General features: G+C 59.2%; 13 protein-coding genes and 1 pseudogene. 3 read left to right on the forward strand and 11 right to left on the reverse strand.

Features of this window, described 5'->3' with window-relative positions:
* Position 1: 1 nt before the first annotated feature.
* The 4 genes from DL891_RS14205 to DL891_RS14220 are packed head-to-tail and all read right to left on the reverse strand — an operon-like array spanning position 2 to position 14,377.
* On the reverse strand, positions 2 to 2,320 hold the full coding sequence (locus DL891_RS14205) for an McrB family protein (RefSeq protein WP_111721115.1): 2,319 nt from the start codon (positions 2,318 to 2,320) through the stop codon (positions 2 to 4).
* Complete coding sequence (locus DL891_RS14210; RefSeq protein ID WP_111721116.1) at positions 2,317 to 6,321, reverse strand: N-6 DNA methylase; 4,005 nt, start codon at positions 6,319 to 6,321, stop codon at positions 2,317 to 2,319. The genes DL891_RS14205 and DL891_RS14210 overlap by 4 nt, the downstream gene beginning before the upstream one ends.
* Positions 6,318 to 9,167 (reverse strand): helicase-related protein, encoded by a 2,850-nt coding sequence (locus DL891_RS14215; protein ID WP_111721117.1) that lies wholly within the window; start codon positions 9,165 to 9,167, stop codon positions 6,318 to 6,320. The genes DL891_RS14210 and DL891_RS14215 overlap by 4 nt, the downstream gene beginning before the upstream one ends.
* A complete protein-coding gene (locus tag DL891_RS14220) occupies positions 9,164 to 14,377 on the reverse strand; it encodes a DEAD/DEAH box helicase (protein WP_232819194.1) in 5,214 nt (1,737 codons plus the stop codon). The genes DL891_RS14215 and DL891_RS14220 overlap by 4 nt, the downstream gene beginning before the upstream one ends.
* A 152-nt stretch (positions 14,378 to 14,529) precedes the next feature.
* On the opposite strand from DL891_RS14220, the gene DL891_RS17810 reads away from it, so the two are divergent.
* The gene (locus DL891_RS17810; protein ID WP_157962527.1) at positions 14,530 to 14,682 is read left to right on the forward strand and encodes an NUDIX domain-containing protein; all 153 of its coding nucleotides are present in this window, start codon (positions 14,530 to 14,532) and stop codon (positions 14,680 to 14,682) included.
* Positions 14,683 to 14,688: 6 nt separating this feature from the next.
* Here the strand turns inward: DL891_RS17810 and DL891_RS14225 are convergent, their stop codons facing one another.
* The 4 genes and pseudogenes from DL891_RS14225 to DL891_RS14235 all read right to left on the reverse strand — a co-directional run bounded on the left by DL891_RS14225 (position 14,689) and on the right by DL891_RS14235 (position 16,889).
* A complete protein-coding gene (locus tag DL891_RS14225; RefSeq protein ID WP_198668923.1) occupies positions 14,689 to 15,249 on the reverse strand; it encodes a hypothetical protein in 561 nt (186 codons plus the stop codon).
* A 468-nt stretch (positions 15,250 to 15,717) separates the two neighbouring features.
* Positions 15,718 to 16,041 (reverse strand): annotated as a pseudogene (locus tag DL891_RS14230) (GIY-YIG nuclease family protein); the annotation flags it as partial.
* Positions 16,042 to 16,062: 21 nt separating this feature from the next.
* Positions 16,063 to 16,215 (reverse strand): hypothetical protein, encoded by a 153-nt coding sequence (locus DL891_RS17160; RefSeq protein WP_157962528.1) that lies wholly within the window; start codon positions 16,213 to 16,215, stop codon positions 16,063 to 16,065.
* A 455-nt stretch (positions 16,216 to 16,670) separates the two neighbouring features.
* Positions 16,671 to 16,889, reverse strand: coding sequence for a hypothetical protein (locus DL891_RS14235; protein ID WP_111721121.1), 219 nt, complete (start codon positions 16,887 to 16,889; stop codon positions 16,671 to 16,673).
* Positions 16,890 to 17,543: 654 nt separating this feature from the next.
* On the opposite strand from DL891_RS14235, the gene DL891_RS14240 reads away from it, so the two are divergent.
* A complete protein-coding gene (locus DL891_RS14240; RefSeq protein ID WP_111721122.1) occupies positions 17,544 to 17,939 on the forward strand; it encodes a (deoxy)nucleoside triphosphate pyrophosphohydrolase in 396 nt (131 codons plus the stop codon).
* A complete protein-coding gene (locus DL891_RS14245; RefSeq protein WP_111721123.1) occupies positions 17,939 to 20,845 on the forward strand; it encodes a DUF3427 domain-containing protein in 2,907 nt (968 codons plus the stop codon). Before DL891_RS14240 ends, DL891_RS14245 begins: the two co-directional genes overlap by 1 nt.
* Before the next feature lie 179 nt (positions 20,846 to 21,024).
* Here the strand turns inward: DL891_RS14245 and DL891_RS14250 are convergent, their stop codons facing one another.
* The 3 genes from DL891_RS14250 to DL891_RS14260 all read right to left on the reverse strand — a co-directional run bounded on the left by DL891_RS14250 (position 21,025) and on the right by DL891_RS14260 (position 25,003).
* Positions 21,025 to 21,888 carry a nuclease-related domain-containing protein gene (locus tag DL891_RS14250; protein WP_111721124.1) on the reverse strand — a complete coding sequence of 288 codons (864 nt, stop codon included), beginning with the start codon at positions 21,886 to 21,888 and terminating at the stop codon, positions 21,025 to 21,027.
* Positions 21,889 to 21,966: 78 nt separating this feature from the next.
* The gene (locus tag DL891_RS14255) at positions 21,967 to 23,205 is read right to left on the reverse strand and encodes an exonuclease domain-containing protein (RefSeq protein ID WP_111721125.1); all 1,239 of its coding nucleotides are present in this window, start codon (positions 23,203 to 23,205) and stop codon (positions 21,967 to 21,969) included.
* A 67-nt stretch (positions 23,206 to 23,272) separates the two neighbouring features.
* Positions 23,273 to 25,003, reverse strand: coding sequence for a nuclease-related domain-containing DEAD/DEAH box helicase (locus DL891_RS14260; protein ID WP_232819202.1), 1,731 nt, complete (start codon positions 25,001 to 25,003; stop codon positions 23,273 to 23,275).
* Between the last annotated feature and the right edge of the window lie 29 nt (positions 25,004 to 25,032).

A 25,032-nucleotide genomic window follows, 5' to 3' on the forward strand; every position in this document is an offset into this window, starting at 1 on the left:
ACTAGACCTCAGCACTTTCTGATGCGTCTGTGACAGCGAGGCCGGCTAAGTCCGCGACAATGTGACCTGGGGCGCTCACGTCAGCAGGACCGATCCCACTCTCGGCCGTTCCTATCTCGCTCAGAAGTGCGTCGAGTCCGAAAAACTCGCGGATGGACTCAGGCGAACGCTGCCCATAGTAGTGATCCTCCAGAAGAGGCAATATGTCGTACTTCCAGATCATGTCGAGTCCACTGCGCGTGGCTGCTTCACTTTTCATAAGGTACGACGGGCCGATCTGAAGGTCGCGCTCATCGATACGTGCGTTGAGCGTTTCGAGAAGGCGCGCTCGAAGCGGATCTTGATGCTGAGCAGAGAGGTACTTATCCAGAACGCTCCGTATCGGCTCGACACTCGGGTGAAGCTCTACGAACGGAAAACGTCGGCGAATCGCCGCATCGACCAGGGAGATTGAGCGATCGACTGTGTTCATCGTTCCGATGATGAAGAGGTTCTTTGGCAGCCGGAATTCCTCCTCGTTTCCGCTGTACTGGAGGCGGATGCCGTCATTTCGATATTCGAGGAGGTAGTAAAGTTCGCCGAACACCTTCGCGAGATTGCCACGGTTCATTTCATCAATGATCAGCACGTATGGGTATGCCGCATTCTCCGCGAGGGCTGCCTCATCTGCAATTACTCGCAGCGGCCCCGGACGCAGACCGAATGTCACGCCCGTGTCGGTTGCCTCAGGGCGCAAGCCCTCGAAGAAGTCTTCATAGGCGTACGACGGATGAAACTGCACGATGCGAACTCGACTTGTGTCTGTTCCAACCATGTGGCGTCCAAGGGCTTGCGCGATGAACGTCTTGCCGGTGCCAGGAGGCCCGTAAAAAACTGCCTGCTGCCGCCGCTGTAGAAGGTCGAGGATCTCCTGCAAATCGTCCCGCGGTATGTACAACGACGCGGCAAGCGTGTCTGTCGCTGGAGGCAAGTCTGGAACCGAGGCTACGGCCGGCGGAATGGCGACCAGGTCATCCTCATCGCTCGTGTCGGGCTCGATCGCATCGACCAGGAACTTTTCGAGAACGCCAAGTGCGCTCGTGAAGTCAACGACGACGCCTTGCCCGTCAAGGAGCCCGGGAAGAGGCTCCGGAAGTTCGCCACGCGAAAGTCGAGATGAAGACCACGCGACCCCGCGCCTCAGGCGCGAGTTCCCTTTTTCTACGAGCTCAGGGGAATCAATTATGGTTCCCACGATGAGCGAGTCATCGAGCATGCCGACGACAACGTCGTCGACGTGCATGCGCAGGACAAAATCGGTGTATTCGCGGATCATTGTGAGCCGCTGAGCGTAGGTGAGGTGTGCATAGCCTGACTCAACGGACTGTCGCACGTCTTCTGCTGTCGCCGAATCGATGTCAAGGTTGAGGTTGCTCGCCGGCAGTGAGATGAACCCCTCCTCCAACCACGCCTGCGTTAGCGCTGCACCCCCTTGCTTCGATCGCACCAGCCATGCACGCGTCCCGGCCGTTGACCGTGAGGATCTCGGCGACCACTCTTTCCTGAACGGTTCGTCGTACCAGTCGATACGATCACCCGTTTTAGCGTCGATACGTTCGCGGATAGCGAGCAGATCTCGATCGACAGCTTCTTCTGTCGAACCGGTCGCGCCACTGATCTCATGGGCAAACGTGTCGCGGATGCGTTTACGATCGCGCAGGTTGACGACCGCTTCGAAGTATCCCGGCCACACCATGTAGCACAGCGAGGCGCGAATGGCAGGCTGGTCTTCCGGCGTTGAGGCAGCGAGCGCTCCGAAGGCCCACGGATCCGCGAGAGCCGCTTCACGCGTGCCTTCGTCGGCTGTCTGCCACGTCTCTACAAATCGGCAGAGCCACAGCATCTGCTGCCAGATGAGCATATTGAAGCCCGTGCCGCCGCTAAACACCCCGCCAAGCTCCAGACCACTCCGCATAGCATCGGGGAGACGGCGGCCGCTAGGCGACCACGACAGCACCCGCTCGACGCGATCGATCTTCGTCTCCGCCCTGATATTCACAAGCGGCAGTGCGTGCACATACAGTAGCTCTGCAGTGAAGGCGATTAGGTCATCGCTTTGCCCTTGCAGCTGATCTTTGAGCTTGTCGAGGAATCCGCGATCGCCCATGTCGGCGTTTTCACCGGTAACGAGTGCGGGAAGTAGTCTCGCGTTCTCTACCGTCCAGGTTGGTCGACCGAGGATCGGAGAATCACCCACGGTGAGTGATGGCTGTAGAAGAAACCAGGCGGCGTCCTCGACGGTTGCGGATGGCCCGATTCCACGCATAGTCAACTCAGTCATGTAGCGTTCCTTTCCGGATGCCGCGGACCAAACCCGGGCGCGGGGTCAAGTGTCGAAACGAAGTTTGTGCCGCGATCGATGCACACCTTCATCGCGTCGTAGTTTTCAAGGATTAGACGTTTGGTTCGGTACTCGCCGAAATCGGAGATGTCGTGTCGTTCAACAATCGGGAAAGTGTCCATGATGTAGTCCGCATCGTCGCGTCCCACACCGAACAATAGAAAAGTGGCCGCATCGAGCTCGGCACGGATCACCGACCGCCGATGATTGTCCCATCGAAAGGGAGCGTCATCGATTCGGCCGGGGCCGCCTAGTTCGAAAGAATCCCAACTTACATATGAAAGCTCACCGATGCGCGGCGCGCTAAAGTCGTGGAACGAATCAACTCCTAGCAGGGGGGACTGAACTCTACTCGGCGTCGGGATAGCCAGCTGTTGGAAGAGATGGTACGTGAAATTGACGCCCCCTACCTTCTGGCGCGCCACGTAGTCGGAAGCGAAAGAGTTCAGGATCGCCACCAAGGAGGGATCGCTCAGGCCGAGCATTGTCGGTTCTGAATGGCCAACGCCGGCGAAGGGGAATGCGCTTGCGACAGTCGTCCGAACATCAGTGGCTCGAGCGATATTACGCCAACCTGCAAGCCAGCCCCTTTGTCCACCAGCACGGGTGACAACTTCGGCCTCTTCAACCCAATATCGTGGCAACACGACGAATTCCGGGTCAGACTTCTCTTCAACTGACGCATCCCGAAACATCCCGCCCGCATACGTCGACCAGCGATGGTCAAACTGGTGGAGCATCTTGGCCTCGTAGAGCGGCAGCATACGTTCTGTTCCTTCCCCCGCTGCTTTCCTTTCACGACTAAACGTGTTGCCCTTTGGAGTCCAGCCGTCTTCTTCGAGTTCCTCGCCAGTATAAAAGAGGTGAGAATCGGTAGACATATCAAACATGCGCAAGAACGAGAGGCCCCACGGATTACCATTCGCCGGGTCGTTCTCGTTGATCAACACGGGCATCCGTCGATAGATGTCCAGAGTAATCTCCGCGTCCCGACGCGTGCGGAAGATGGGAACGGTTCCAGTGTTCGGATTGAGGAGAATGATCTCAGAGGGTGTCAGAGTGAATCGCGATGATTCCACCTGCAATGGGCTGGTGAGGAAGAAAGCAAAGTACGCAGTCTTCACTGCTAGCTTCCTTCCAGCCGTCGAGAGGATACAGAATTTAAAGCTGCGGTGCACGCCGTCGAACAAAGCATTCGAGTTCTCGAAATCGTAGAGCGCTGCGATCGTCTCCGTCTCGACCAGATCCCTAAAGAAGTACTGTGTGGTGGCGTCCGTTGCAATCCCGGTCGGCACAATGACCCCTGATCGTCCGCCTGGCGCCGTGAGGCTCCGGAATAGTTCCGCAAAGATCGCATACGTATTAACGTCGCCCCGACCGTTTAGGGGGTAGCGGCCCGATCTTCTAAGGAACGCACTCACCCCTTCCGAGCGCCGGCGCTCGATGAGGAAATCAACGTGAAGCCGACGATCCACCTCACTCCCGTTCTTGAGCGCGGTGATGAGGCGCTTTCGCGCAGCCGCATTCGGAGCCTTTGCGATTTCTTCATCGCGTGATGCGAAGAATTCCTGCTCCTGGAGCTTCACACGTTCCCATGGCGGATTGCCGAGCATGCAGGAAAAGCCCCCCGACCACCCGTCGGGGCCGGCATCGTTTCCGTAGGGATCGTCAAACACTTCAGGGAACTCGAGATGCCAGTGGAAGAACTGGGAGTCGCGAGCGAGTCGATCAATCTGCGCGGACGTGTCGGGATACAGTTCCGCGCCGCCAGGTTGAGAAAGACTGTTAACGACCCCGGTCGTGGGCGGTTCTATTCCTCCCGTGCTCAGCGGCCAGACGAATGCAGCCGCCCACGCATCCGCATGAAGCTGAAGGGCACGCCTCTCGGGAGAATTCATCAGTGCTTCCCATTTGGCGCCACGGGCACGGATGCGTGCGAGATCGTCGGTCGGCGCGGTGAGCTGGCGCCGCGCGGACGCATATGCAGCCGCGGCCGCCGAGTCGGTCGAGCCCCCGAAGAGGCCCTGTCCTTGTTGCTCAATGCGATTGCGCTTGCGCACGGACGCCGCAACTTTCTTGTCGTCTCCGTCAATCTCCTTGAAGGCATCGTCGGGGACACCTGCGTTCAACAGTGCCGGGGTTGCGCCAAAGAGACTGTTTCCGATGCGGATTCGCGCGTCGAGGAAGCCGAGCGGCTTGCCCGGTTCTAGCGCCTCTAACCAGAGTGACACCTTCGCGAGTTCTGCGGCAAGATCATTCATGTCGACGCCATAAATGCAGCGGGCAACGACGTCATGAAGTGCCGACTGCACCGCTGCGGGCGTCGGCTCATCTTCGCCCGAGCGCACCTGAGCGACGCGCCTCGCGATTCGCCGCGCCGCAGCCACTAAGAACCCCCCGGAGCCGCTAGCCGGGTCGCAGACAGTTAGCGCAAGTAGGTTGCGTTCCTTCGCCTCAGCATCCGCCCCGGAGTCGATTGCCTCGTCCAAGACTGGATCGAGTGCAGAGTCAAGCAGGGCGGATACCAAACTGGGTGGCGTGTAGTAGGAGCCAGTTGTCTTCCGCTCGTTACCGGAGAGGTGCTTGAGGGTGAACTCGCGACCTTCGACGTCGACGCTCGGCACGAGCTCGAGAAGCGACTCGTAAACACTACCGAGTTCCTCTGCCCCTAAGTGGCGATAGTCGATGGGCTGAAGACGCTCATTTTTGACCTTGATCCACGCGAGGTGACGGATCGCGGAGAGTAGTTGCAGGTTTGTTAGTTCAGCACCAAGAAGCAGGTCTCTGTGCGGCGCGCTCGCGATGATGGGCGCACGCCGGTCCGGGTCGAACAGTCCACCCAAAGCGGGAATCGCAACCGGCGCCAGTCCATCTCCACCGAGAGCCAGAAGTATCATTCGCTGTGATCGCCAGAGATCGGGATGCTTACCGCCGCTGCGCAGGCGGGAAAGCTTGCGCAGGCGCGACGTAGAGAAGTACTCGACATACCTTGCCTTGGCCTCGACTGAGGCATCGGGTGCCAAGAGCGCGCCTCGATCCTCTGCGACGAAGGCGAACAACAGCCGGTAGATCAAACGCAGGAGCGCCTTGTGATAGTCACGCTCAGTTAGCGAGCCGTCAAAGAGCGCCGCTCGGAGCCAACCATTAGACGCCAGGAAACCGGACCCGAGCTCTATAATTGCTGCTTCAACACCCTCACGGAGACGGTCCAAGGCCCGAGCACCGGCATCAACCGCCTCCGCTCGCCAGGCCTCGAGCCAGCAGTCTTCGGGGCCGGCGTCGGCTCCGCTACGTTTCGCCACCCGAGACACATGGCAAATCTGCCAGAGCAAGAGGAACTCCGCGTATAGCTCGCCGTCGAATATCGCTTCGAGATCGAATTCGACGTAGGCCGACCCGGCCAGCGCGGTCGAGTCTCGCAGGAGTCGCAACCGGATTCCGTTACTCAGAATGCCCCACAGATTTTCGTCAACCCGGTTGAGGTATTCCTGCAACATGGCCTGTGGCGCACGAGCAGCTCCAGCCACGCCCTTGTTGCGTTTATCGAGGTCGATACGAGGACCGAGCAAGTGAACCGGAACGTGATTCCATCGGTGGGAAATGGGATAGTCGACTCCGTCGATGTGCTCCGCCTCGGCAGAAGCAGGAAGGCGCCCAAACCCCAACTCGCCGAGCAGCACGAGTAGCCACTTATCGCGGGCCAATCCGGTGCCGGAAGACGTGGCGTCCTTGACATTTGCCGCCCGCCATGCTGCCCAGGCACCTCGAAGATAGGACCATGCGCGCGACGCTGCATCACGCGGCTGTTCGCTGCCAACGAGGAAATAGGACTGGGGCGAAATGCTATCCCGATCGTTCAGCTCGCCGCTTTGTATTCTGCCAAGCAAAGATGCAGGCAGAACACCACCTACGAGCTTGATGGCTTGCAGTTCGCCAGTCACGAACCCTCCCCCGGTCGGTAAACGTAGATGCCCAAGATATCGGGCGGCAATTGCGGTCGCACGCTGAGTCCTCGCACCGCGAGTTCCCCCGCGCGTTCACCTCGCGCCGCACGCCGGACGGCGATGTGGTCGTCGCGCAGCTTCGCGGCGAGCTCGCTCGCCTTGCCAGAGAGCGCCTCGGTGAGCTGCGGAATCGTCTTGACCACGTAGCTCAGCACGTTTGCTGCCGCGTCGGCGGGAGTGTTTCCAGTAGGCACGGCTTGTAAAAGCAACTCGACCGCTTCATCATCCATCCATCTGGGGTTCTCTGGCCGACCGGTGAAAGCCACGATACGTGCTTCTTCAGCCAGACTCGAGCGTTCACCCGAGCGAGCCGGCAGCGAGAGATGGGTGCGGAATCGAACGAGGAGTGCGACGGTGGTCTCCGAAACATCCGCTGTTTTGATCACACCTGCGCGTCGGGCCGGTCGCTCCTTGTCTGGGAGGTGCGAATCTAGAGCATTGTTTAGAACGTAATTAGCCAGGGCGGTCACGGAGGGGTCCACACGGTGAAGTACCGCAGCGCCTTTCGGGGCGGGAAGGTCTCTCACGTACTCTTCGGAGATCACACCGGTCGCGCTACTCAAAGCATCACGCAGAGCAACAGGGGTCTGCGAGAGATCGATAGTGAATCCATCTTTAGTCTTGGAGATCAGCCCGCCCAGCTCCAGGAAAGCATCCTGCACGAAATCCCTCACGTCACCAGGGTCTCCCAGGCTCTGTCGGGCAGCGGCCATTGCGTCCATGACCTCATCGGGGTGGATGGACGCCTGCGCAAATCGCGTGCGACTCAGCTTCTCGCGCGCAGCGCTGCTGTCCCACTCGACTTCTAATGCCTCAACCGCGCCGTCATCGAGACCCAGATCAAATTCGAGCTGTTGACCACGGCGGCCTCGAAGAAGCGCACCCTCCACGAGTGCCGCCAAAACCTGGTTGCTCTGCGGAGGTACGGGAACACTAACGCCGAGGTCGCGGCGGATGCGTTCATGCTTTCGAATCAGAACGTCGAGCACGATACCGTCGATCCCATTATCGCCGCCGTAAAGGGTAAGTGCCCGTACAATCTCTCTGCGTTGCCCAAAACGGTCGACGCGGCCCTCGCGCTGCTCGTGCCGCGTCGGGTTCCAGGCCAGGTCGTAATGAACGACCGCCTGGAAGTCATCTTGCAGATTTACACCCTCGGACAAGCAGTCGGTAGCAACGAGCACCCGCTGGCTGCCGACGGTGCGATCGGCAAGTGCAGCGATCCGAGCAGCTCTCTCCTCTGACGGCAGCTCACCCGTCACGATCTCCACCTCCACACGACGGAGCTCGTCCGCAAGATGCGCCTTCACGTAGTGTGCAGTTTGGATGAACCGGCAGAAAACGATCGGACTGTACCCGTCTCGAAGCAATCCCTTCACCTGTTGCACGACAAGAGTTAGCTTTGCGTCGTTGGCACGGTCACCGGCGAGCTCTTCTGCCCGAGTGGCGAAGGCCATCAACGTTGCCGACTCGGTGGGCTCGTGCGCGGCTCCGGGAACGACGTCCGCTGCGTCGGCGTTCTCATCCTCGAGCTGGTCCAGCACCTCAGCGGCCCCGACCGCGTCTACTTCTTGCACGTCGTCCGACGCTGTGGTGGCGGCACGTGTTCGGAGCGTCGCGGCTGCGGCCGCTGGCGAAGAAGCCATAGCGCGGAGCAGCGCGAGCGCAGACCACCAGCGCACGCGTTGCTGGAGCCTTGTACCCGAGGCGTCTTGCACTTGGCCACGAGCGTAGGCAAGCACGTCATCAAAGAGACTGGCGTGGTCGTCAGTCAACGAATAGCTGAGCTCGCTTGTCTCCCGGTCTTTCGGGAAGAACGTATCCTGCCCTAGATAAGCCCGGATATCCGCACGACGGCGTTGAACCATGTGCTCGGCCAGTAGACGACGGCCCCGATCCGTGTCGAGCTCCACTGTCTTGAGCTGGTTATCCAGGAGCCCAATCAAGTTGCGGAAGGCTCCCTCATTGCCGCTGTGCGGGGTTGCCGTTGTCAGGATCAGGTGTCGATCAGCATCGTCGGCAAGTGATCGAACGAGTTGATACCTCTGCGTGCGCCCGCTGTTGCCCTTGCCGGAATCGTCAGCGGAGACGCTGTGGGCCTCGTCAACGATGATCAGCTCCGGCGCTGTGCGCTGGAACTCGTGTCGCCGTTTTTCGGCTTTGATGAAGTCAAGCGAAACTATCGTGATCGGATAGCGCTCGAACACTGACTCGTCCATACGGAGCCCGCGCTCGAGAGCAGTGATGGTACTCGGGAGCACCAGTTGTGCTTCGAGGCCGAACTTCTCAGCCAGCTCCAGCCGCCACTGTTCAGCCAGGCTCGGTGGACAGAGTACGGCCAGTCGCGACACCGTACCCTGTGCAAGAAGTTCACTGGCGATGAGCCCAGCCTCGATTGTCTTGCCTATTCCAACGTCGTCAGCGATGAGGAGGCGCACAGTCTCCTGACGAAGCGCCAACAAGAGCGGCACGAGTTGGTAAGGGCGCGGGTCGACGTTGAGGCCGGCAAGCGAACGAAACGGGCCAGCACTCGAGCGGAATCCGATGCGTAGTGCGTCACGCAGCATTCGCCCGCTACGATAGTCGCCGCGGTCCTGGGGCGATGGCGGTGGGAAAGTGGCCGCGACTACTTCCTCCACGCCTGGGATGAGACCGGCGACTTCAGCGTCTGTAGCGCCGAGGGGCCGAGCGATAACGAAGTCGGGCTCAGAACCTGGAAGTACGACCCACTCACGGCCGCGCGCGGCCACGAGGGACCCAACGGCGAACTCGGTCGACGTCATGGGGCCACCTTTCCGAAGACACTTTCATTTGCCGCAATGACTTCATCGAACTCAGCATCAACAGGCACGGTCACCACATTCCATCCATCAAAGACAAGCGGCGAAGCATCGACGTTGACAACGCCGTCATGGACGATGACCACCGCTTTGTCTATTTGGTCATAAACGAAGTCCACCTGGAAGCCACCGACCTCGTTCCCGTACCGTGAGGGTAAGCGAGCGCCAAGCTCCTGGAGCCTAGCGAGAAATGCGCGAGCGGTCGCAGAGCTGGGATTGTCGCCAGCACCCGCGTCGAGCCCATTTGTGGCTTTGGGCACAATAAGTTTGGATGGTCCCTCAACGCCGGTAGAGGCGGCAATCGTTTGAGCGCGAGCGAGTTGCTGCAGGAAAGGTACTGCTTCTCGACGGTCGATCTTCTCATGCATGTTTTGGTTTGAGTACGACAGTAGGCATCGGTAGCAACCGCGGACGCAAGAGTCTTTGTCATCTACTCCGGTGTCGAGATCAACGTGGATGATACGCAGCGCCTCCATGGCAGCCTCAGCGAGCGCAACTGGTTCTGCCTGCAATCGACGAAGCACCCCCGCACCACCCTCTGCAGCCTCAATTAGCAGCAGCCTGCCTCGCTCATCCGAATCCGGAAGCAGCTCACTAACCAGTTCAGAATCTTCAAGCTGAAACCGCGCTTCGATACCACGCTCAAGCGCAAACTGGAGTGTTACTGCCTGCTCTTCAGTGAGTGGTTCATCCCAACGCACAACTGCGATGTTGCGACGATCCTCAACATAGGGAGTGACGATTGCCTTGGTCTTGACGTCCTTGGGTAGGGGCATATCGAACTCGTCGGTGTCTTCATCGCTGTCTCTGGCATCTTTTTCGCTCAGCCAACGGCCCTTCACCAAGTCGAGCCAGAAGCCGTGACGATCAACTTCCTTACGTGTTCGACGACCGAGGTTCGTTACTCGAATCTCGGCCGAGTCACCGTAGGAGAGTTCGAGGATCGAGTCACCCTCGGGTGTCACTGCGGATGCTGTCAATTTCCCCGGGTGTCCAGCCTTTGGCACGAATCTATAGGTCGTACGAACTTCATAACCGACGCGGTTGCGCTCCTCTTCGTCGGCTGAAATTCGCTCACGCCGACGGGTGATTACCGTCTGGAGCTGAAGAAGCTGCTTCCACGCCGTCGGCAAAGTTGTGCCGCACGACTCGCAAACGTCGAAAGCCTGCGCATCCAGGTGATGAGTCCCGCACGCCTCACACACTTTGGCCTCTGTCAACGTGACCTCACCGGCACCCTCCCCGCCTTCCTGGCGCGGGAGGCTGATGCGGGTCACCTGGTAGCGCGCGCCCTCGTGGTAGATGAGTGAGCCGGGCCCAAATTCGGTGATCGCCAGAAAGCGCGGGCGTTGCAACCAGCTGCTCGCCTTGTTGCCCCAGCCCGGGATGAAGGCGGCGAGCGGGAGCCGAGGGAACGAATAACCTGGCAAGAAGCCCTCTGACGCCAGGTACCGGTACGTATAGAAGTCGGACTGGCTGTAGCCCGAGTCTGACGCATCGTTGAGGAGAAGGTCGATTCGTTGACGGGCCTCGCGCTGCCGGCGCTCTGCTTCCTCACGGTCTTTGCGACCTGCGGCAACATTGGTGGTCTGTTTGAACGCTGCGTCTTGCTCACGACGAGCGGTGGAGTAGAGGTTGCGCCATCGGTCACAAGCGGCATCGAACGATGACACGGCGCCCGCGATCACGTCATCGATCCAATTCTCAGACCACCACGTCGATGCGGACAACTCTGGCTCTAGCGGTGCCAGCACTTCTCTAGCGGCGATCGCCGCTCGCCGCGCAGGCTCTGGGCTTTCGAGCTTTGATAGCAATGACGGAGCGAGCGGATAGCGTGCCTCGGGCTCGGCAAGCGAGAGCACGTCGCGCATCGAGCTGCCAAGCCCCGTGTGCGTTGGGGCTAGCACCTCGGCGACCCAGATGGCGTGCACGTGCGAGCGAACCAGGTCCTCGTTGGCCAGGTCGAGTCGAGGAGGGTGCACCTGGCCAGCCACCATGAGGTGGGAGCGCTCAAAATAGTAGGAGTCATGAGCGTTGCCGGAGGAGCAATACGTGACGACAATCGCGGGTTGACCGGAGCGGCCTGCCCGTCCACTGCGCTGGGCATAATTCGCTGGCGTTGGAGGCACATTCCGCATGGCTACAGCGTTCAACGCCGCGATGTCGACCCCGAGCTCCATCGTCGGAGAACAGAACAGCAACGGAAGTGCCCCCGAGCGGAAAGCGTCTTCACGCTCCATGCGAACATCCGCGGGCACCTGAGCGGTGTGTTCAGCGGCGGTGATGCCGGTGAGCTCTGCACTCGTATCACGGTAAAGATCTCGAAAGTACTCGATCACGCGTGGGCGACGCTCTGACTCGAACCGGCGGCGCACCGGATCAGGTGCCCCAGTCATCCCATCGCCGTGACGGAGCAGCATTGCCGACGACTTCAATCGGTAACCGACGGTACCTTGATCGGCAACCTTCGTGACGATCCCCGCTCGCTCAAGAACCTCAAGGAGCGAGGCAATGACGTCGTTCGCCGTATCCACGTTAATGATCTGGCCAAAGCGGTCTTTGTCACGCAGCCATTTGCCATACGCACCGCGACCGGTGAGCGTCAGGATGGAGCGCGCACCACCCTTCGCCCCTGCTTCTGGAATGGCGAACCCGACGACTGGTGCTGGTTCCATTTCACCGATCGCCCACAGCCCTGAGAGATGCTCGCGGCTCTCCCGTTTCAGCCGGTCGAAATTATCCGGGCTTAGCGCCTCCGCGTCGATAGCGAGAACGCGCCGGAACTCATCGAGCATGACCTTGGCGATTTCGAGACGTTGCTCGGGACCAGCTTGATCTAGAAGCGGATGGGCGTCGGCCCAGCGCTCATCCATGGTGGCGAGCATCTCGAGCTCTGGGTACTCGATGACGAGTAGGCCTGTCTGCTCAAGGTTTGGGAGTGTTACCCGCCAGCCGCGCTGCAGGTCGGCGAGGGCCCGCAACTCAAGCACGTTGCGCATTGCCCGCAGCGACGCTCGCTTATTGAGCCCCTCCGGTGCAGCGAGGAAGTCTTGGGGGTCGAGCTCGAGAGCCACAAACAACTCGGCACCAATGTCAAGGAGATCGAGTCCGTCGGGGGCTTGCTGCAGCGCGCGGTACTGGGCACCGCGCAGTTGTACCACCTGAACGAAGTCATTCAAATGTCCTGCCTGAAGCGAGGCATCCTGTCGATTGTCAACGAAAGTAAGGAGCTTACGAGCGCGCGAGTCGAGCTCATCATCGGGCAGATCCTTGAGCGACGTGATGATCGAAGTCGCGAGCACTGTCATCGCGCTACTACGACCTTCGCGGTCGAGGGTAGCGAGCTTGGTGTACTCAGAAGTGCGGACCGCTTCGTATGAAACGCCGCAGCGCAAGCAGAAGCGGAAGGTTCCGGGTATCCAGGTGGCAAGCGTCTCGCCCTCGGCTGGCTCTCCTCCCGTTAATGGTGTGACCATTCCGTCCGGGGATATCCCTACCCGTGCCGGCACGTCGCCAGCACGGGTCTTGGTGACCACCGTTCCGGTTGGCCCCTGCAACAGCCACGATCCGGGGAGCCTTCCCTCCGCGATAGGGTTCTGCGGCCAGGGAAGAGAATCTGAAAGGAAAAGGTATCCGTCCCCCTTTTCTGTAATTCGTAGCTGGTGCCGTGCTGTGGCGAGGGCAGGCTCAGCTGTGGCCCGCCGATGGACTATCAGATAGTCCTGACCACATTCTCGACAGAAGGCCAGCGGATACAGCCTGCGTTCTGGTTTTCCGGGAAGAACGAGTTGGAACGCCGTCGTGATCTCGCGGGTCGCTTCACTTTCCGCAGTAGTGAAGATCGAGCCACCCTTCGAGAGAAACTGGTGAAGTCTAAATGCGAAGAATGGTCGGCCAATGGAGTTCTTGGCTTGAGAGCCGGCAAGCAGCGTTGCCCGGATGGCGTTTGCAGCAACTTCCGCGCGCACTCCCGCGGCCTCGGCGAGTGTGACACTCGCGTTTTTAACCGTCATCGGAGGCTTGCGAACGAGCGCTCCCGACTCGGCCTCGGGGTAAACGCCGAACTCTTGCTCGATCCAGCAGGCAAGCGGATCTTTCGCTAGTTGGGTAGCGTCAAGGACGACTTTCGCAGACTCAGTGTGGCCACGCTCATTCAGAATTGGCGCGAGGAATGCCGCGTCCGCAACCACCTCGGCGCCTGCACGTATGAGTGACTCGGTAATGACGGAGCTGGGTTCAACGGTACTTCCGAAGATCCGAGTCGCGACTTGAGCGACATCATGGCGCTGGTGGGCGATGGTCCCCCCGCTTGACATCGTTGCGGAAGTGCCGACGCATTGAAGCGTCTCTGTCGCATCGCATGCCTCGCGTACACGTCGCACAAGCATGCTGACGTCAGCGCCCTGGCGCCCGCGATACGTGTGGAGCTCGTCGAGCACGAGAAATCGTAGGCCCTTGGCTGCCTTGATCAGGGACATCCGCTCGTTGGGACGCGTGAGCACCAGTTCGAGCATGACGTAGTTCGTGAGCAAGATATCGGGCGGATTTTTTAGGATCTCGGCGCGCTCCTCCTGTGATTCCTGACCGGTGTATCGCTTGAAAGTGACCGGCGGTTTCCCTTCGAAGCCAAACTCGAGGAACTTGTTGAGTTCTTCGACCTGGCTGTTCGCGAGCGCATTCATCGGGTAGACGATGATCGCCTGAATCCCTTTACCGCTGCCGTTTCGAAGTACGTGGTCGACGATCGGCACGATGTAGGCAAGCGACTTTCCGGATCCGGTGCCAGTAGTGAGCACATAATTTTTGCCTCTACGCGCAGTCTCGATCGCTTGGCGTTGGTGCTTGTGCAGCACTAAACCCGAAGTGCCCCTATCGGCGGGATCCTCTTTCGGACGAAAGATCAATTCAGCTGTCGGGTGCAGGATCCCTTCGGAGACGAGCTCTTCAATCGATCCGCCCGATTCGAACGACGGGTTTAGGGAAAGCCACGGATCAGGCCATTGGGCCCCGTCGGCGCTCGCCTTGTTGAGGTGGTCGAGAATGCGTGGATCGTGAACGTCTACGAATCCCTCTGTGAACGCGCGATAGTCCTCGATGAGGTCACGATGAACCTTAAATGCGTCCACGCATACGCTCCTCCGTTGGAATTCCAAAGCCCGGCAACAGTTCCGCGGCGGACTAACCCCGCTCGGGAAGTCCCCCTCGTCGAGCCTACTGATGTAAGTAGTGCCCGGATGAACACTGGCGGGTGAAGTACCCCGAAAAGGGGTAAGTGGTGCAGACGTTTACGTGAGGTCTTCAGAAGGTGGCCTTTGAAGGATGGATCGAGCCAGGAGAATCACCAGAACAAGCCCTTCGACGAGAACTCATTGACGAGCTTCACTGTGCGGTCGAAATCGTTAACCAGATCGAGACCACGAAGCATGAGTCGACTTCGGGACGGCCCTATTTATCATGAGATGCCCTATGTCGATTGGGTGTGCGGCGCGACGGGATTGATTCCGTGGAATTGTAAGAAGTCTCGTACTCCCTTATGCCCATCTTCGATATGGCCAAGCACCTGTGACAGCGAAAGATGCCCGAGGTGCCAGCCTTCGAGCCTTCGCTGGATGTCATCGAGTGTCTCGAGTGTGGTTTCCGGTTGCAGCGACTGGCGTGAATCTTGGAGGTATCCAACGCATAATCGCGAGAGGTGTTCAGCGTCGCCCCGAGTCGTCAGCTTGACTAGCTGCGCCCGAATCATAAAGTCACTCTCCGTCCCGGGATTCCTCGCCGCAACATCCGTGTACTCTGCGATCGCGGATGCTATACCTTCGATCACTGTCGCCCGATCGACAAAAGCTTCACGCGCTTCCTTACGCAACAATTCTTTTTCACGTTCGCGTCGTTCCGCCCGTCGTTCAAAGTCCCGGGAACGTATCTGCATGCGTGCGACGCCGTAGGTGGTGAATGCCCCGACGATCGCAATTCCTAACGGCAGACCAACAGAGACGGCGAGTTGGAAAAGGTTGCTTGCGGGTTCCATATCAAGAAGCATCCCAATTCGACCAGCTCAAGGGCAGCCCCTGCCTGGGGGTCACCAATTTCCTAGGGCTAAGCCGCCAGCAAATCCGCAGCAATCGCCCGGGCCGCGCCCCAATTACGCACGCCACCTCCGCTTACACGGCATCCAGATGCCCACGCTCTCGAATCGCTCAGCCTGACGCGCTGCTGTCGGGTCGTCATTTTCGATGCAGAAACCCGGACCCCGCCCCATCCGGCGTCTTCTAGCCAGGGCTCGCAACACGCTGAGCACTGCAGCGCCCACGTCACATGAGGAGACGCGACATGCGGCATTCGCCCGAGGCCGTCCCGGTTTCGAATAGCATCGCCTAGCTCGCTGACCGGCCGAATGTGCTCGGCATAACGATCTGTTTCCTGATGAAGCCGAAACTCCTCCCGCGCCATTCGCCTCGTCGTGACCCAGCTTTCATCGTCAAGATTCCCACCCTGCTCACAGGGCCCAAGCCCGCTGCTCTGCTCGCGCCTTGGTCAGTTTGGCGTGGAAATCACTGCCCTTGTTCTGGTCGAGATTGAGCGGGAGCGGCACTGAGGCGATGAGCGCACGTTCGACAAGCCATGGCGCCGGATGCTGCGTCCAGCAGACTCGCGAATGCCCGGCCATCCATTCCGACAGCGCGTTCTCGCCCACGCTGAATGTGAGCCGCCCCGAATTGCTCTGCTCAAGCCCAATATCCAACACTTCATTTAAGAGCGAGCCGAGAGTGAGACGCAAGGTGGACTGCGAGGCGTTCCCCCGGTAATGGCTGCGGATGCGCGTTCGGAGCGTCCCGCTACTCTACTTGCCGTCACTTCGTCGTGGCTCTTTCGGTGAGATGCCGGCGTAAAGCAGCACTCTGTCTCCGACGCGGTGTACCCCGGTCGTCGGAACTCCTGGTGAGACTTCGTCGAAATACCAGGCGTAGATTCCGGAGGCTCTGGGTAGCACCATTCGACTGAGCGTCTCGTCTCTCGAGACCCATCGCTCCGGCCGAAGCAGCGCCTCACTTGCACTCGAAATGCTTGAATCCGCCATCGTACGTCCCCTTCGCAAATACGACCTTGCTTTATCTGCACAGCCGCACGGTGACGAGCGTACCCAAATGGCCGAAGTGTCAATGACCGCCGATTAAGCTCAGTTACGTGCTCGAGACAAAGGCGAGACGGCGAACTAATTACTTCCAAGTAGAAATAGCCAACAAAATAGGGTCATGAAACTCGGGCCCTTATTAGGTCAACCCGATCGAGTTCCAGGCAATCGAGAAAATGCCGGCCGCAATGTCTGCCTGACTTAGGAAGTTTCACCTACTCGCGCAGCGAACTCTACCGATAATCCCAATTGCTGGCCTCTCCGGACAGCCGGAATCATCTTTGCCGTCAAGCCGATGCGTCGAATGCATTTCTGCATCATTTAGCCTTCCCCCAGTCATCGTGTTTCTGTATCAACTCTGCGACCTGCGAAACCAACCACCCAGTGCCGTACCACCAGATTGCTACCAGGCCGATAGGCGCCGCCCAGGCGAGGATTAAGACGCCGAGCACAGCGAAGAAGTTCCAGCTGAAGACGGAAGCAACGAGCACCGCGAAGATCACTGTCAGAACCGCGACTACCTTGAGGAGTGTCATGGCCTCACCAGCATTTGTGCCGACTGCCGCATGTCGCTCCTGCCTATCCGGCCGAATATGCCCTCGGCCACATCTCGCAGGTCGAAATGTCTGTCCTCAGTGTCATGCTCGGCTATACACTCCCCCTGTTCATTTTTCTTCAACATGCACTATTTCCTGTTCGCGCGTCATCGCTGGTGATCAGACGGGAACGTATGCCATCCGTCAAAAGGTTATCTGATGATTCCGCTCTTGGCGCACAGCCACAAGAGCTACCACCGCCATGTCTCCTCACGCTCCCGCGCCGCCTTCAATTCGGTAGCGGACCTGGCAGCGTATTTACATCACCAGAAAGATTCGGGCCAGAACGCTCCGCCATACGGAGCACTTGAGACGACAGAACCGTCGGACGCGCATAAGTGGTCGTCCTCGCCGCAACGTTGACAAACGGAAACGTTAACGGAGCACGATCAGCCTCTGGTCGCTCAGTAGGGTCAGCGACTGACCATCCCAAACGCAGTCACAATGTCCGATCGGGCTGACAAAGCTTTGAGCGCGCAGTCCATTGACTCTCTGTTAGGTCGGTACGTTCAGGACCGTCAACAAGTTTCGTTGTGGCTCGGCCCTCCCTCGCTAAGCTTGCCCTGTGTTCGCGTTAATGCAAATGGGGCGGAAGTGAAGAAACAAATCAACGTGGTGGGTGCGGTTCTGACGCGGGGCACGACAGTTTTTGCGGCCAAGAGAAGTTCAGAAATGTCGCTGCCTAACATGTGGGAATTTCCTGGTGGCAAGATAGAGCCCAGAGAATCACCTGAAAAAGCGCTTCGGCGTGAGCTCATCGAAGAGCTCCATTGTGAAGTCGAAATCGGTGACCAGATCGAGACGACGGCATATGAATACGACTTCGGGACCGTCATTCTTACTACGTTTTACTGTTCACTTCTTGGTGACGAGCCGCGGCTGACCGAGCACTCTGAGATTCGGTGGGTGCCGGCGGCTGACCTGGATCAACTTGAATGGGCGCCCGCTGATATTCCTGCGGTAGAACGTGTCATGAAGGACTTCCAATAGTGAGCTCAACCCGAAGTCAGCTGACGCTTGATATCACGTTCGGATTCCTGGACGCGCAGACACCCACCGAACAGCTCTTTCAGCCCGTCCTTGTTTCCAACACGGGCAAGAACACCATGCTCCGAGCTGTCCGAGATGAGCTTAAGCGTTCGCGGCGCTTCATATTTTCTGTTGCCTTTGTCACGCCGAGCGCGATCGCCTTACTCAAACAAGCTCTCGTCGATTTTGGCGGGCCGGGGACGATCGTCACCTCCACCTACCTGGGATTCAACTCCCCGTCAGCGTTTCGGGAACTTCTCAATCTCGAGAATGTCGATGTACATATCTACCCTGACGTGGCAGCGGGATTCCACGCCAAGGGTTACATCTTTGAGCAGGATGAGAGCACGACCGCGATTATCGGCAGCTCAAACCTGACCGAGTTCGCATTACTGAAAAACCACGAGTGGAACTTGCGCTTCTCCGCCCTCCCCGATGGCGACATCGTTCAGCAACTCAATCATGCCGTTCAGGCGCATATCGATGCGGCATCACCGCTGACCCCTGAGTGGATTGCGGCTTATGAAGCCACCTGGGTTCCACAAGCGCGGGCTGCCTTACTCATGCCTGATCCCGCGGTGCCCTTCGGGGATATCTCGGCGAATGCGACCATCCAGCCAAATGTTATGCAGATCGACGCACTGGCGGAGATTAAGAAAGCACGGGATTCCGGGGAGAGCCGAGCCGTAGTTATTTCTGCCACGGGCACCGGGAAGACAATCCTTGCCGCCCTCGACGTGCGCGCCGTCGCCCCCAAGCGCATGCTATTCATCGTTCACCGCGAGCAAATCATCGATCGGGCCATTTACGAATTCAAGCGCGTGCTCAATGCCCCTGACAGCGACTTTGGCAAATTTGCCGGCTCCAGCAAAGAGATCAATCGTCGCTACGTCTTCGCGACCATTCAATCGCTTTCTCGGCCCGACAATCTCCAGTTGATCTCTCCCGACGCGTTTGACTACGTTCTCATCGACGAAGTGCACCGAGCGGGTGCCGCGAGCTACCTCCGGGTAATCGAGTGGCTCCGCCCCGAGTTTCTTCTCGGCATGACCGCCACTCCCGAGCGCACCGATGACTTCAACGTGTTCGAGCTCTTCGACTACAACGTGCCCTACGAGATTCGCCTCCAAAAGGCACTCGAGGCGGAGATGCTGGCACCGTTTCATTATTACGGGGTGACTGATTTTGTGGCATCCGACGGGGAAGTCATTGATGAAACAGCGGAGCTCAGCAAACTCGTTGATTCCGAGCGGGTGGACTATCTCCTCTCCGCGGTCAAGAAGTACGGGCATGCGGGTGCGCCGGTACGTGGCCTAATCTTCTGCAGCAGAAAAGACGAGGCGAGCGCGCTTTCCGCGTTACTGAACCAACGTGAAATGCACGGACGCCTGCTTCGCACCAGAGCGCTGACCGGCGACGACTCCATCGGCGAGCGTGAAGCTGTGGTGCGAATGCTGGAGCGCGGCGAGCTTGAGTACATCGTCACTGTAGACATTTTCAATGAGGGAATTGATATTCCTTCGGTGAATCAAGTCGTAATGCTCCGGCAGACCCAATCCAGCATCGTCTTCACGCAACAACTGGGTCGAGGGCTTCGCAAGAACCTCGGCAAAGATCATCTGGTCGTGATCGACTTCATTGGCAACTACGCCAACAACTACCTGATTCCGATCGCGCTGTTCGGCGACAACTCACTCAACAAAGACTCGATTCGCAAGAACATCATCGATGCCCAAGAGGCGGGCGCGATTTCGGGCCTCTCCAGCGTCAACTTCGACATGATCTCAAAGGAGAGGATCTTCAAGTCGCTGGCGTCGACCAAGTTGGACAGCATGCAGAACCTCAAGCGAGCCTTCGTCGAGCTTGAGAGCAGGCTCGGCCATCCTCCACGACTGATGGACTTCGCTCGGTTCGACACTGTCGATGCCGTCGTGCTGGCCACCAAGGAGGGCAACTACTGGAAGTTTCTCAACAAGCTGAAGCGTGTGGATGCTGTGGCCGGCGCCTATGAAGATGCGGTATTGACGTATTTGTCAGGCGAGCTGCTCAACGGTAAACGTCCCCATGAACTCCTGCTTCTTGAGGAGCTCTTGGACCAGACTTCATCGGTTTCTGCAGAAAGCTTTATCGAGATTCTCGCTAAGAACAGTCTCGCGAATGACACAGCAACAATTGAATCCGTGCAGCGAGTGCTCAACCTAGAATTCTTCACAGAAGCAGAGGCCACCAAGTACGGGGCCAAGCCAATAGTTGAACTTGGCGACGAGGGCTACCACCTCGGAGACCAATTCTTGGGGCACTGGCGAAAGAGTCACCTGTTCCAAGAACAGGTGCGGGATGTCATCGAGACCGGCTTGTACCTCGCCAGACACCGTCACAACTGGAGCAGTGAACTTGAGGTCGGTCGCCGATACTCACGCAAAGACGTCTGTCGTCTGCTCAATTGGGAAACGAACCAGCAAAGCACTATCTATGGGTACAAGGTGGATTATTACTCCAGCAGCTGCCCCATTTTTGTCACGTATCACAAGGACGACGAGGTCTCAGCGAGCACAAAGTACGAGGACGAATTCCTCAGCCCGTCAACCCTGAATTGGTACACGCGAAGCAGACGCACGCTGAAAAGCGGCGAAGTGCAGGCGATTGTCGAGAACCGCTTCCCGTTGCACCTCTTTGCGAAAAAAGACGATGCGGAAGGTACCGACTTCTACTATCTCGGCGAAGCCAAGTCCCAAGGCGCACGTCAAGAGCAAATGCCCGACGAGCACGGCAAGGCCCTCGATGTCGTGACCATGAAGCTCGATATGAAGAGCCCCATCGAGTCGAGCCTTTACGAGTACCTCATGACCCCATCGAGTGGACAGTAACTCACGCGCAATTCGCGCCATGCCCGAAAGTTAAACCGGGTTTGCGGCGACGCCACTTACACCTTTTGGTGACCCGGCCGTGGGAATGAACCCGTGTGGCGCCAACTCCGCCTTCATTCCGAACGAGGCCAATCAATCTCGCCCTGAGCACGATGATTTCGTGGGGCGACGGCGTCAGGTCATTTGATTAGCGACGATGCCAGCGTCATGAAGAAGTCGATCAGCAGCGGAAAGGCCGCGATACCAGCACCGATGAAAGCAGCGGTGAACAGGAGTGCCCACAGGCTACGCCCAAAACGTGCAGATTTAACTTCCGCGTGAAGGTTATTGAACTGCGCCATCAACACACTGGCATCCGCTGCGGGCGCCGGGCTCCAAGTTGCAGGGTCGTCGATGATCTCGACAAGTTGATCCAAGTCGGCGGCGGTGAGCGCCACCGGTCGTTTCATCAGCCAGCGCCGCAGGTGTCGGGCGTCAAGTACCTGCACCTGCTGAGGTTTTTGTTTGATGGTGAGTTTCTTCGGGTCGACGAGAGTGATCACGGATTGTGCGGGCGCTAGTTGCGGCATCCGCCTCTGGAGAATTTTGGTAACTCGTGCGGCTTCATGTTCTGAATTGCGGATGTACGGCATTTTTTGACCGTTGACCATGAAGGTGCGCGGTGCAACCCAGATCGATTTGCCGCTGTGGTGTTTCGTGTTGATGGTGAAGACGCCGGCCGGTCCGACGACGAGGTGGTCGATGTCGGAGCCTTTGGTTCCGACTGGGAGTGCGTGGAAGGCGGTCCAGTTTTCGGGCAGCCTGGCAAGGATGGCGCCGACCGCGATTTCACCGCGGGCGCCCTGATACCAGGCCGCGCTGTCGGCGGTGAGCGGCGAGCGGCCGAAGAAGCGGGCCCACAGCGATCGAGGCGGCGTGCCGGCCTGATGCTGCACGAGTTCTTCAAGGACTGATTGCGCGGGGACGCGGTTACGCATGGAGAAGACAGCGGCGTTGGCCGTGCTCTCAGCAGGTTGAGTCGTCGTGTCTAGGCTCGCGGTCATGTGGCTCCTCAGGGCTCTCCCCACGGTACCGAGCCACGGGCAACTCGAGGGAGTCCCCGAACGGGCCGCAGAGTGCGACTACGCGGCCAGGAGTCTTCGCAACCCTGTTTCGTCCACCACCGGAATGTTGTAGTCTCGCGCCTTACGTGCCTTGCCCGAGAGTGAGTCCGGGTCGGCGGCGACGAGCAGCTTCACCGTCTTGGTGACTCCGCTCCACGGGACGAAACCGAGTGCACTCAGCTCGGCCTCCCACTCCGAACGCACCCGGGCCATTTCACCCGTAAGCACTACGAGATCTCCCGGAACAAGGGTAAAAGCCTCAACGGCGGCGTGCCCAGCATTAGCAGTCGCCACATCAATCGGTTTCCCCAAAGTCTCGCTAATGAGACCGGACGGAATGGCAAGGAGGTCACCCACCTTCGAGATATCCGCCATCTCGTCGGGCGTCAGGATGCCGTCGGACCACGCGACCCGAACCAGCTCGTTGAAGTACTGCAGGTGCAGTTCTTCGCAATCATCGCGGCCCAGACCGGACTCCTCAGCCAAAGCGACCAGCCCCTGGGCCTCGTGAGCCGAGATGGAGCGGTCCAGGAGGCATCGGTCAAGGAGAGCCAGGTAGTCGAGCCGTTCGACCGGCCCTGAATACTCCGGCAGTTTGACGGTGATCCTTTCCAAAAAGGATGCAGCTGTCGTTTCCGGAGTCGCCCAACTTGGAGCACTTTCCCGAGGGAGCCACTGGCTCTCTTCTCCGGTCAACGCGGGCCATGGCTGGGCTGCGGCCGTGTCGATGTGCCATTGCCAGAAGCTCGGGTCGCCTCCAATTTTCATATACGCGCACAGAAGTTGTGCGGTCGCAAGCGCGTCGGCGGATGCCCGGTGCGCGTCGACCAGATCAATGTCGAATGCGGCACAGCGATCAGCCAGGGCGCGCCCCGCGCCCGGCAGGAAGTCCCGGGCCAACCGCATCGTGCACAGGGACACCATGCTGGGTACGACCTCGCTGCGTTCGAATTCGGCGAGCAAGAATCGTGTGTCGAAACTGGCGTTGTGGGCGACCAGCACGCGGCCGCTCAATAGCCCCGCTAACCGTGGGGCGATTTGCGCGAAGGTCGGCGCGTGCATCACGTCAGCGGCTCGCACCCGATGAACCCGTTGCGGTCCCAGATCGCGGCCCGGGTTCACTAACGTGTCCCACTGCCCCTCGACGATGCCATTCGCGTCCACGTGCACAACGGCGATCTCAACAATGCGATCGTGGCCGCCCGGAAAGAGTCCGGTGGTCTCTACGTCGACGACGGCGAATCCGGTATTAGACATTGATGCTCCCATTAGTTTCATTTACGCAAAGCGCGACCCGAGTCAATCTGGTTTTTGCTCCTCACGATTAGGGTGCCCCAGCCCCGTCGAGCACTACACACCGATACTTCGCGCGGGTGAGCCCCACATAAAGCAGGTCCTCCCAGTTGAGGTCGGTGCCGTCGATGAACGCCTTGGCCTCATCGTTGAGGTCGCAGATTACTACGGCATCCGCTTCGAGCCCTTTGAACTTGAAGATTGAGCGCCAGCGGATCTTCCCAGGCGAGCCCTCATGTTGCAGTTGCTTGCGCAACCACCTCTCGTCCTTGCTCTTCTCGGGGCGCTTCAGGAGCTGTCCGACCGTCGATGTGTTCTCGCCGAAGGGACTCAGCACCACGATGTCTTCTGCATCGTGATGCTCGAGCAGTCCACGCAGGGCCGCGGCGAGCGCCTTCGTCTCACCACCGGGCTCGACCGCCACCACGTCAAAGCCGCCGGGGACACTTCGTGAAACCTTGTGGCCGGTAAAACCCAGATTGTGGCCGAGCGTCTTCTCGGCGCCGTCGATGACCGCAGGCACCGTGCGACAGTTTCGCCGCACCCGCACGTGAACCAGGTCCCCGATCCGCTGCCGCGCGATCGCATAGGCGTTGACCCGCTCAGCGGCCGTGCGCAAGATCTGTTGCTTATCATCCCCCGCGAACACGAGCTGGGTTCCGTCGGGGCCACCGGTTCCCGAAAGCGCGAACAGCACATCCAAGAGGAGAGGGTTGCCGGCGACATCCTGAAACTCATCGACGCAAATGGCTTCGTAGGAGCCCAGGTAGGGCTTCTCCCGCAATCGCTCCAAGGTCATGCGCGGAAGTTCATCCTGATACCAGCCGCTCTCGGCGCCTGACGGGTTGGTTGGCAGACCACAGATGCTCAGCATGACGGAATTGAGATCGGCAACTTCAATTTCGGTGGCGTGCGTGCCTACGAGAGCCCGCAGCTCGTCGGCCATCAGCAGGTTCCAGCAGGTGACCAGCACTCGTTTCCCTTGCTTGGCGAAGCTGCGCGCCGCCCGGGCTAGGAGGAAACTCTTCCCGGTGCCGGCCGGCCCGTCGAAGTAGACATGGTCGTTGGTCTCCACCAATTCCAGCACGAACTTCTGCTCCGCAAGCAGGCGCTCCTCCTGAGTGCGTCGCTCTTTGAGTTGTTCCGCGCGTGACTGCTGCGCCTTGAAGTCGCTGACGAGCGCACCCGTGATCGCCTGCGCGTAGCTGGCGGTCAGCGCAGTGGGGTCGAGTTGAACTTCATCAACCTCGCGAAACCAGTTGTTGTGTTCGTCGAGCACCTTCTCCACCAGCCAGGTCGGCTTTTGCAGGTCGTCGTGCCAGCCGAGTTCCCATTCGAAGAACTGGAGGTCACCGGGTGACTTGTTCTCGAACTGGTGGCGCCCGAGCGAGGTGAACCACAGGAGCCGTGCGATGGGTTCATCCCCGCGCAGCAGGTCGCGTTCTCGTAAGAACCCCCGGATGCTGCGCCGCGCGCTGTCCAACTGTCTCAGCGGATCTTTGTGCGGTTGCGGCGTGCGATCGAGATACCAGTCCCCCGCCTTGTACTCGACATATTTGGGCGACTTCGCCTCAATCAGCAGGATGCCCTTGCCCGGAGCAATCACGACGAAGTCTGTTTCGCCCATGAGCGCACCTAGATTCTGTGCCACCGTCAGGGAATGGATCACCACCCACTCGGGCCGATCGAGGATGCCTTCGAGTGCACTGAAGATCTGCTTCTCGGAACGGTTCGCTCCGGCGCGCGGGTAGGGCGGGATCATGGTTACCACGACGTATGACGCTCCTTCAT

Origin of the sequence: Homoserinimonas sp. OAct 916, from assembly GCF_003260275.1 — a bacterium.
Lineage (GTDB): Bacteria > Actinomycetota > Actinomycetes > Actinomycetales > Microbacteriaceae > OACT-916.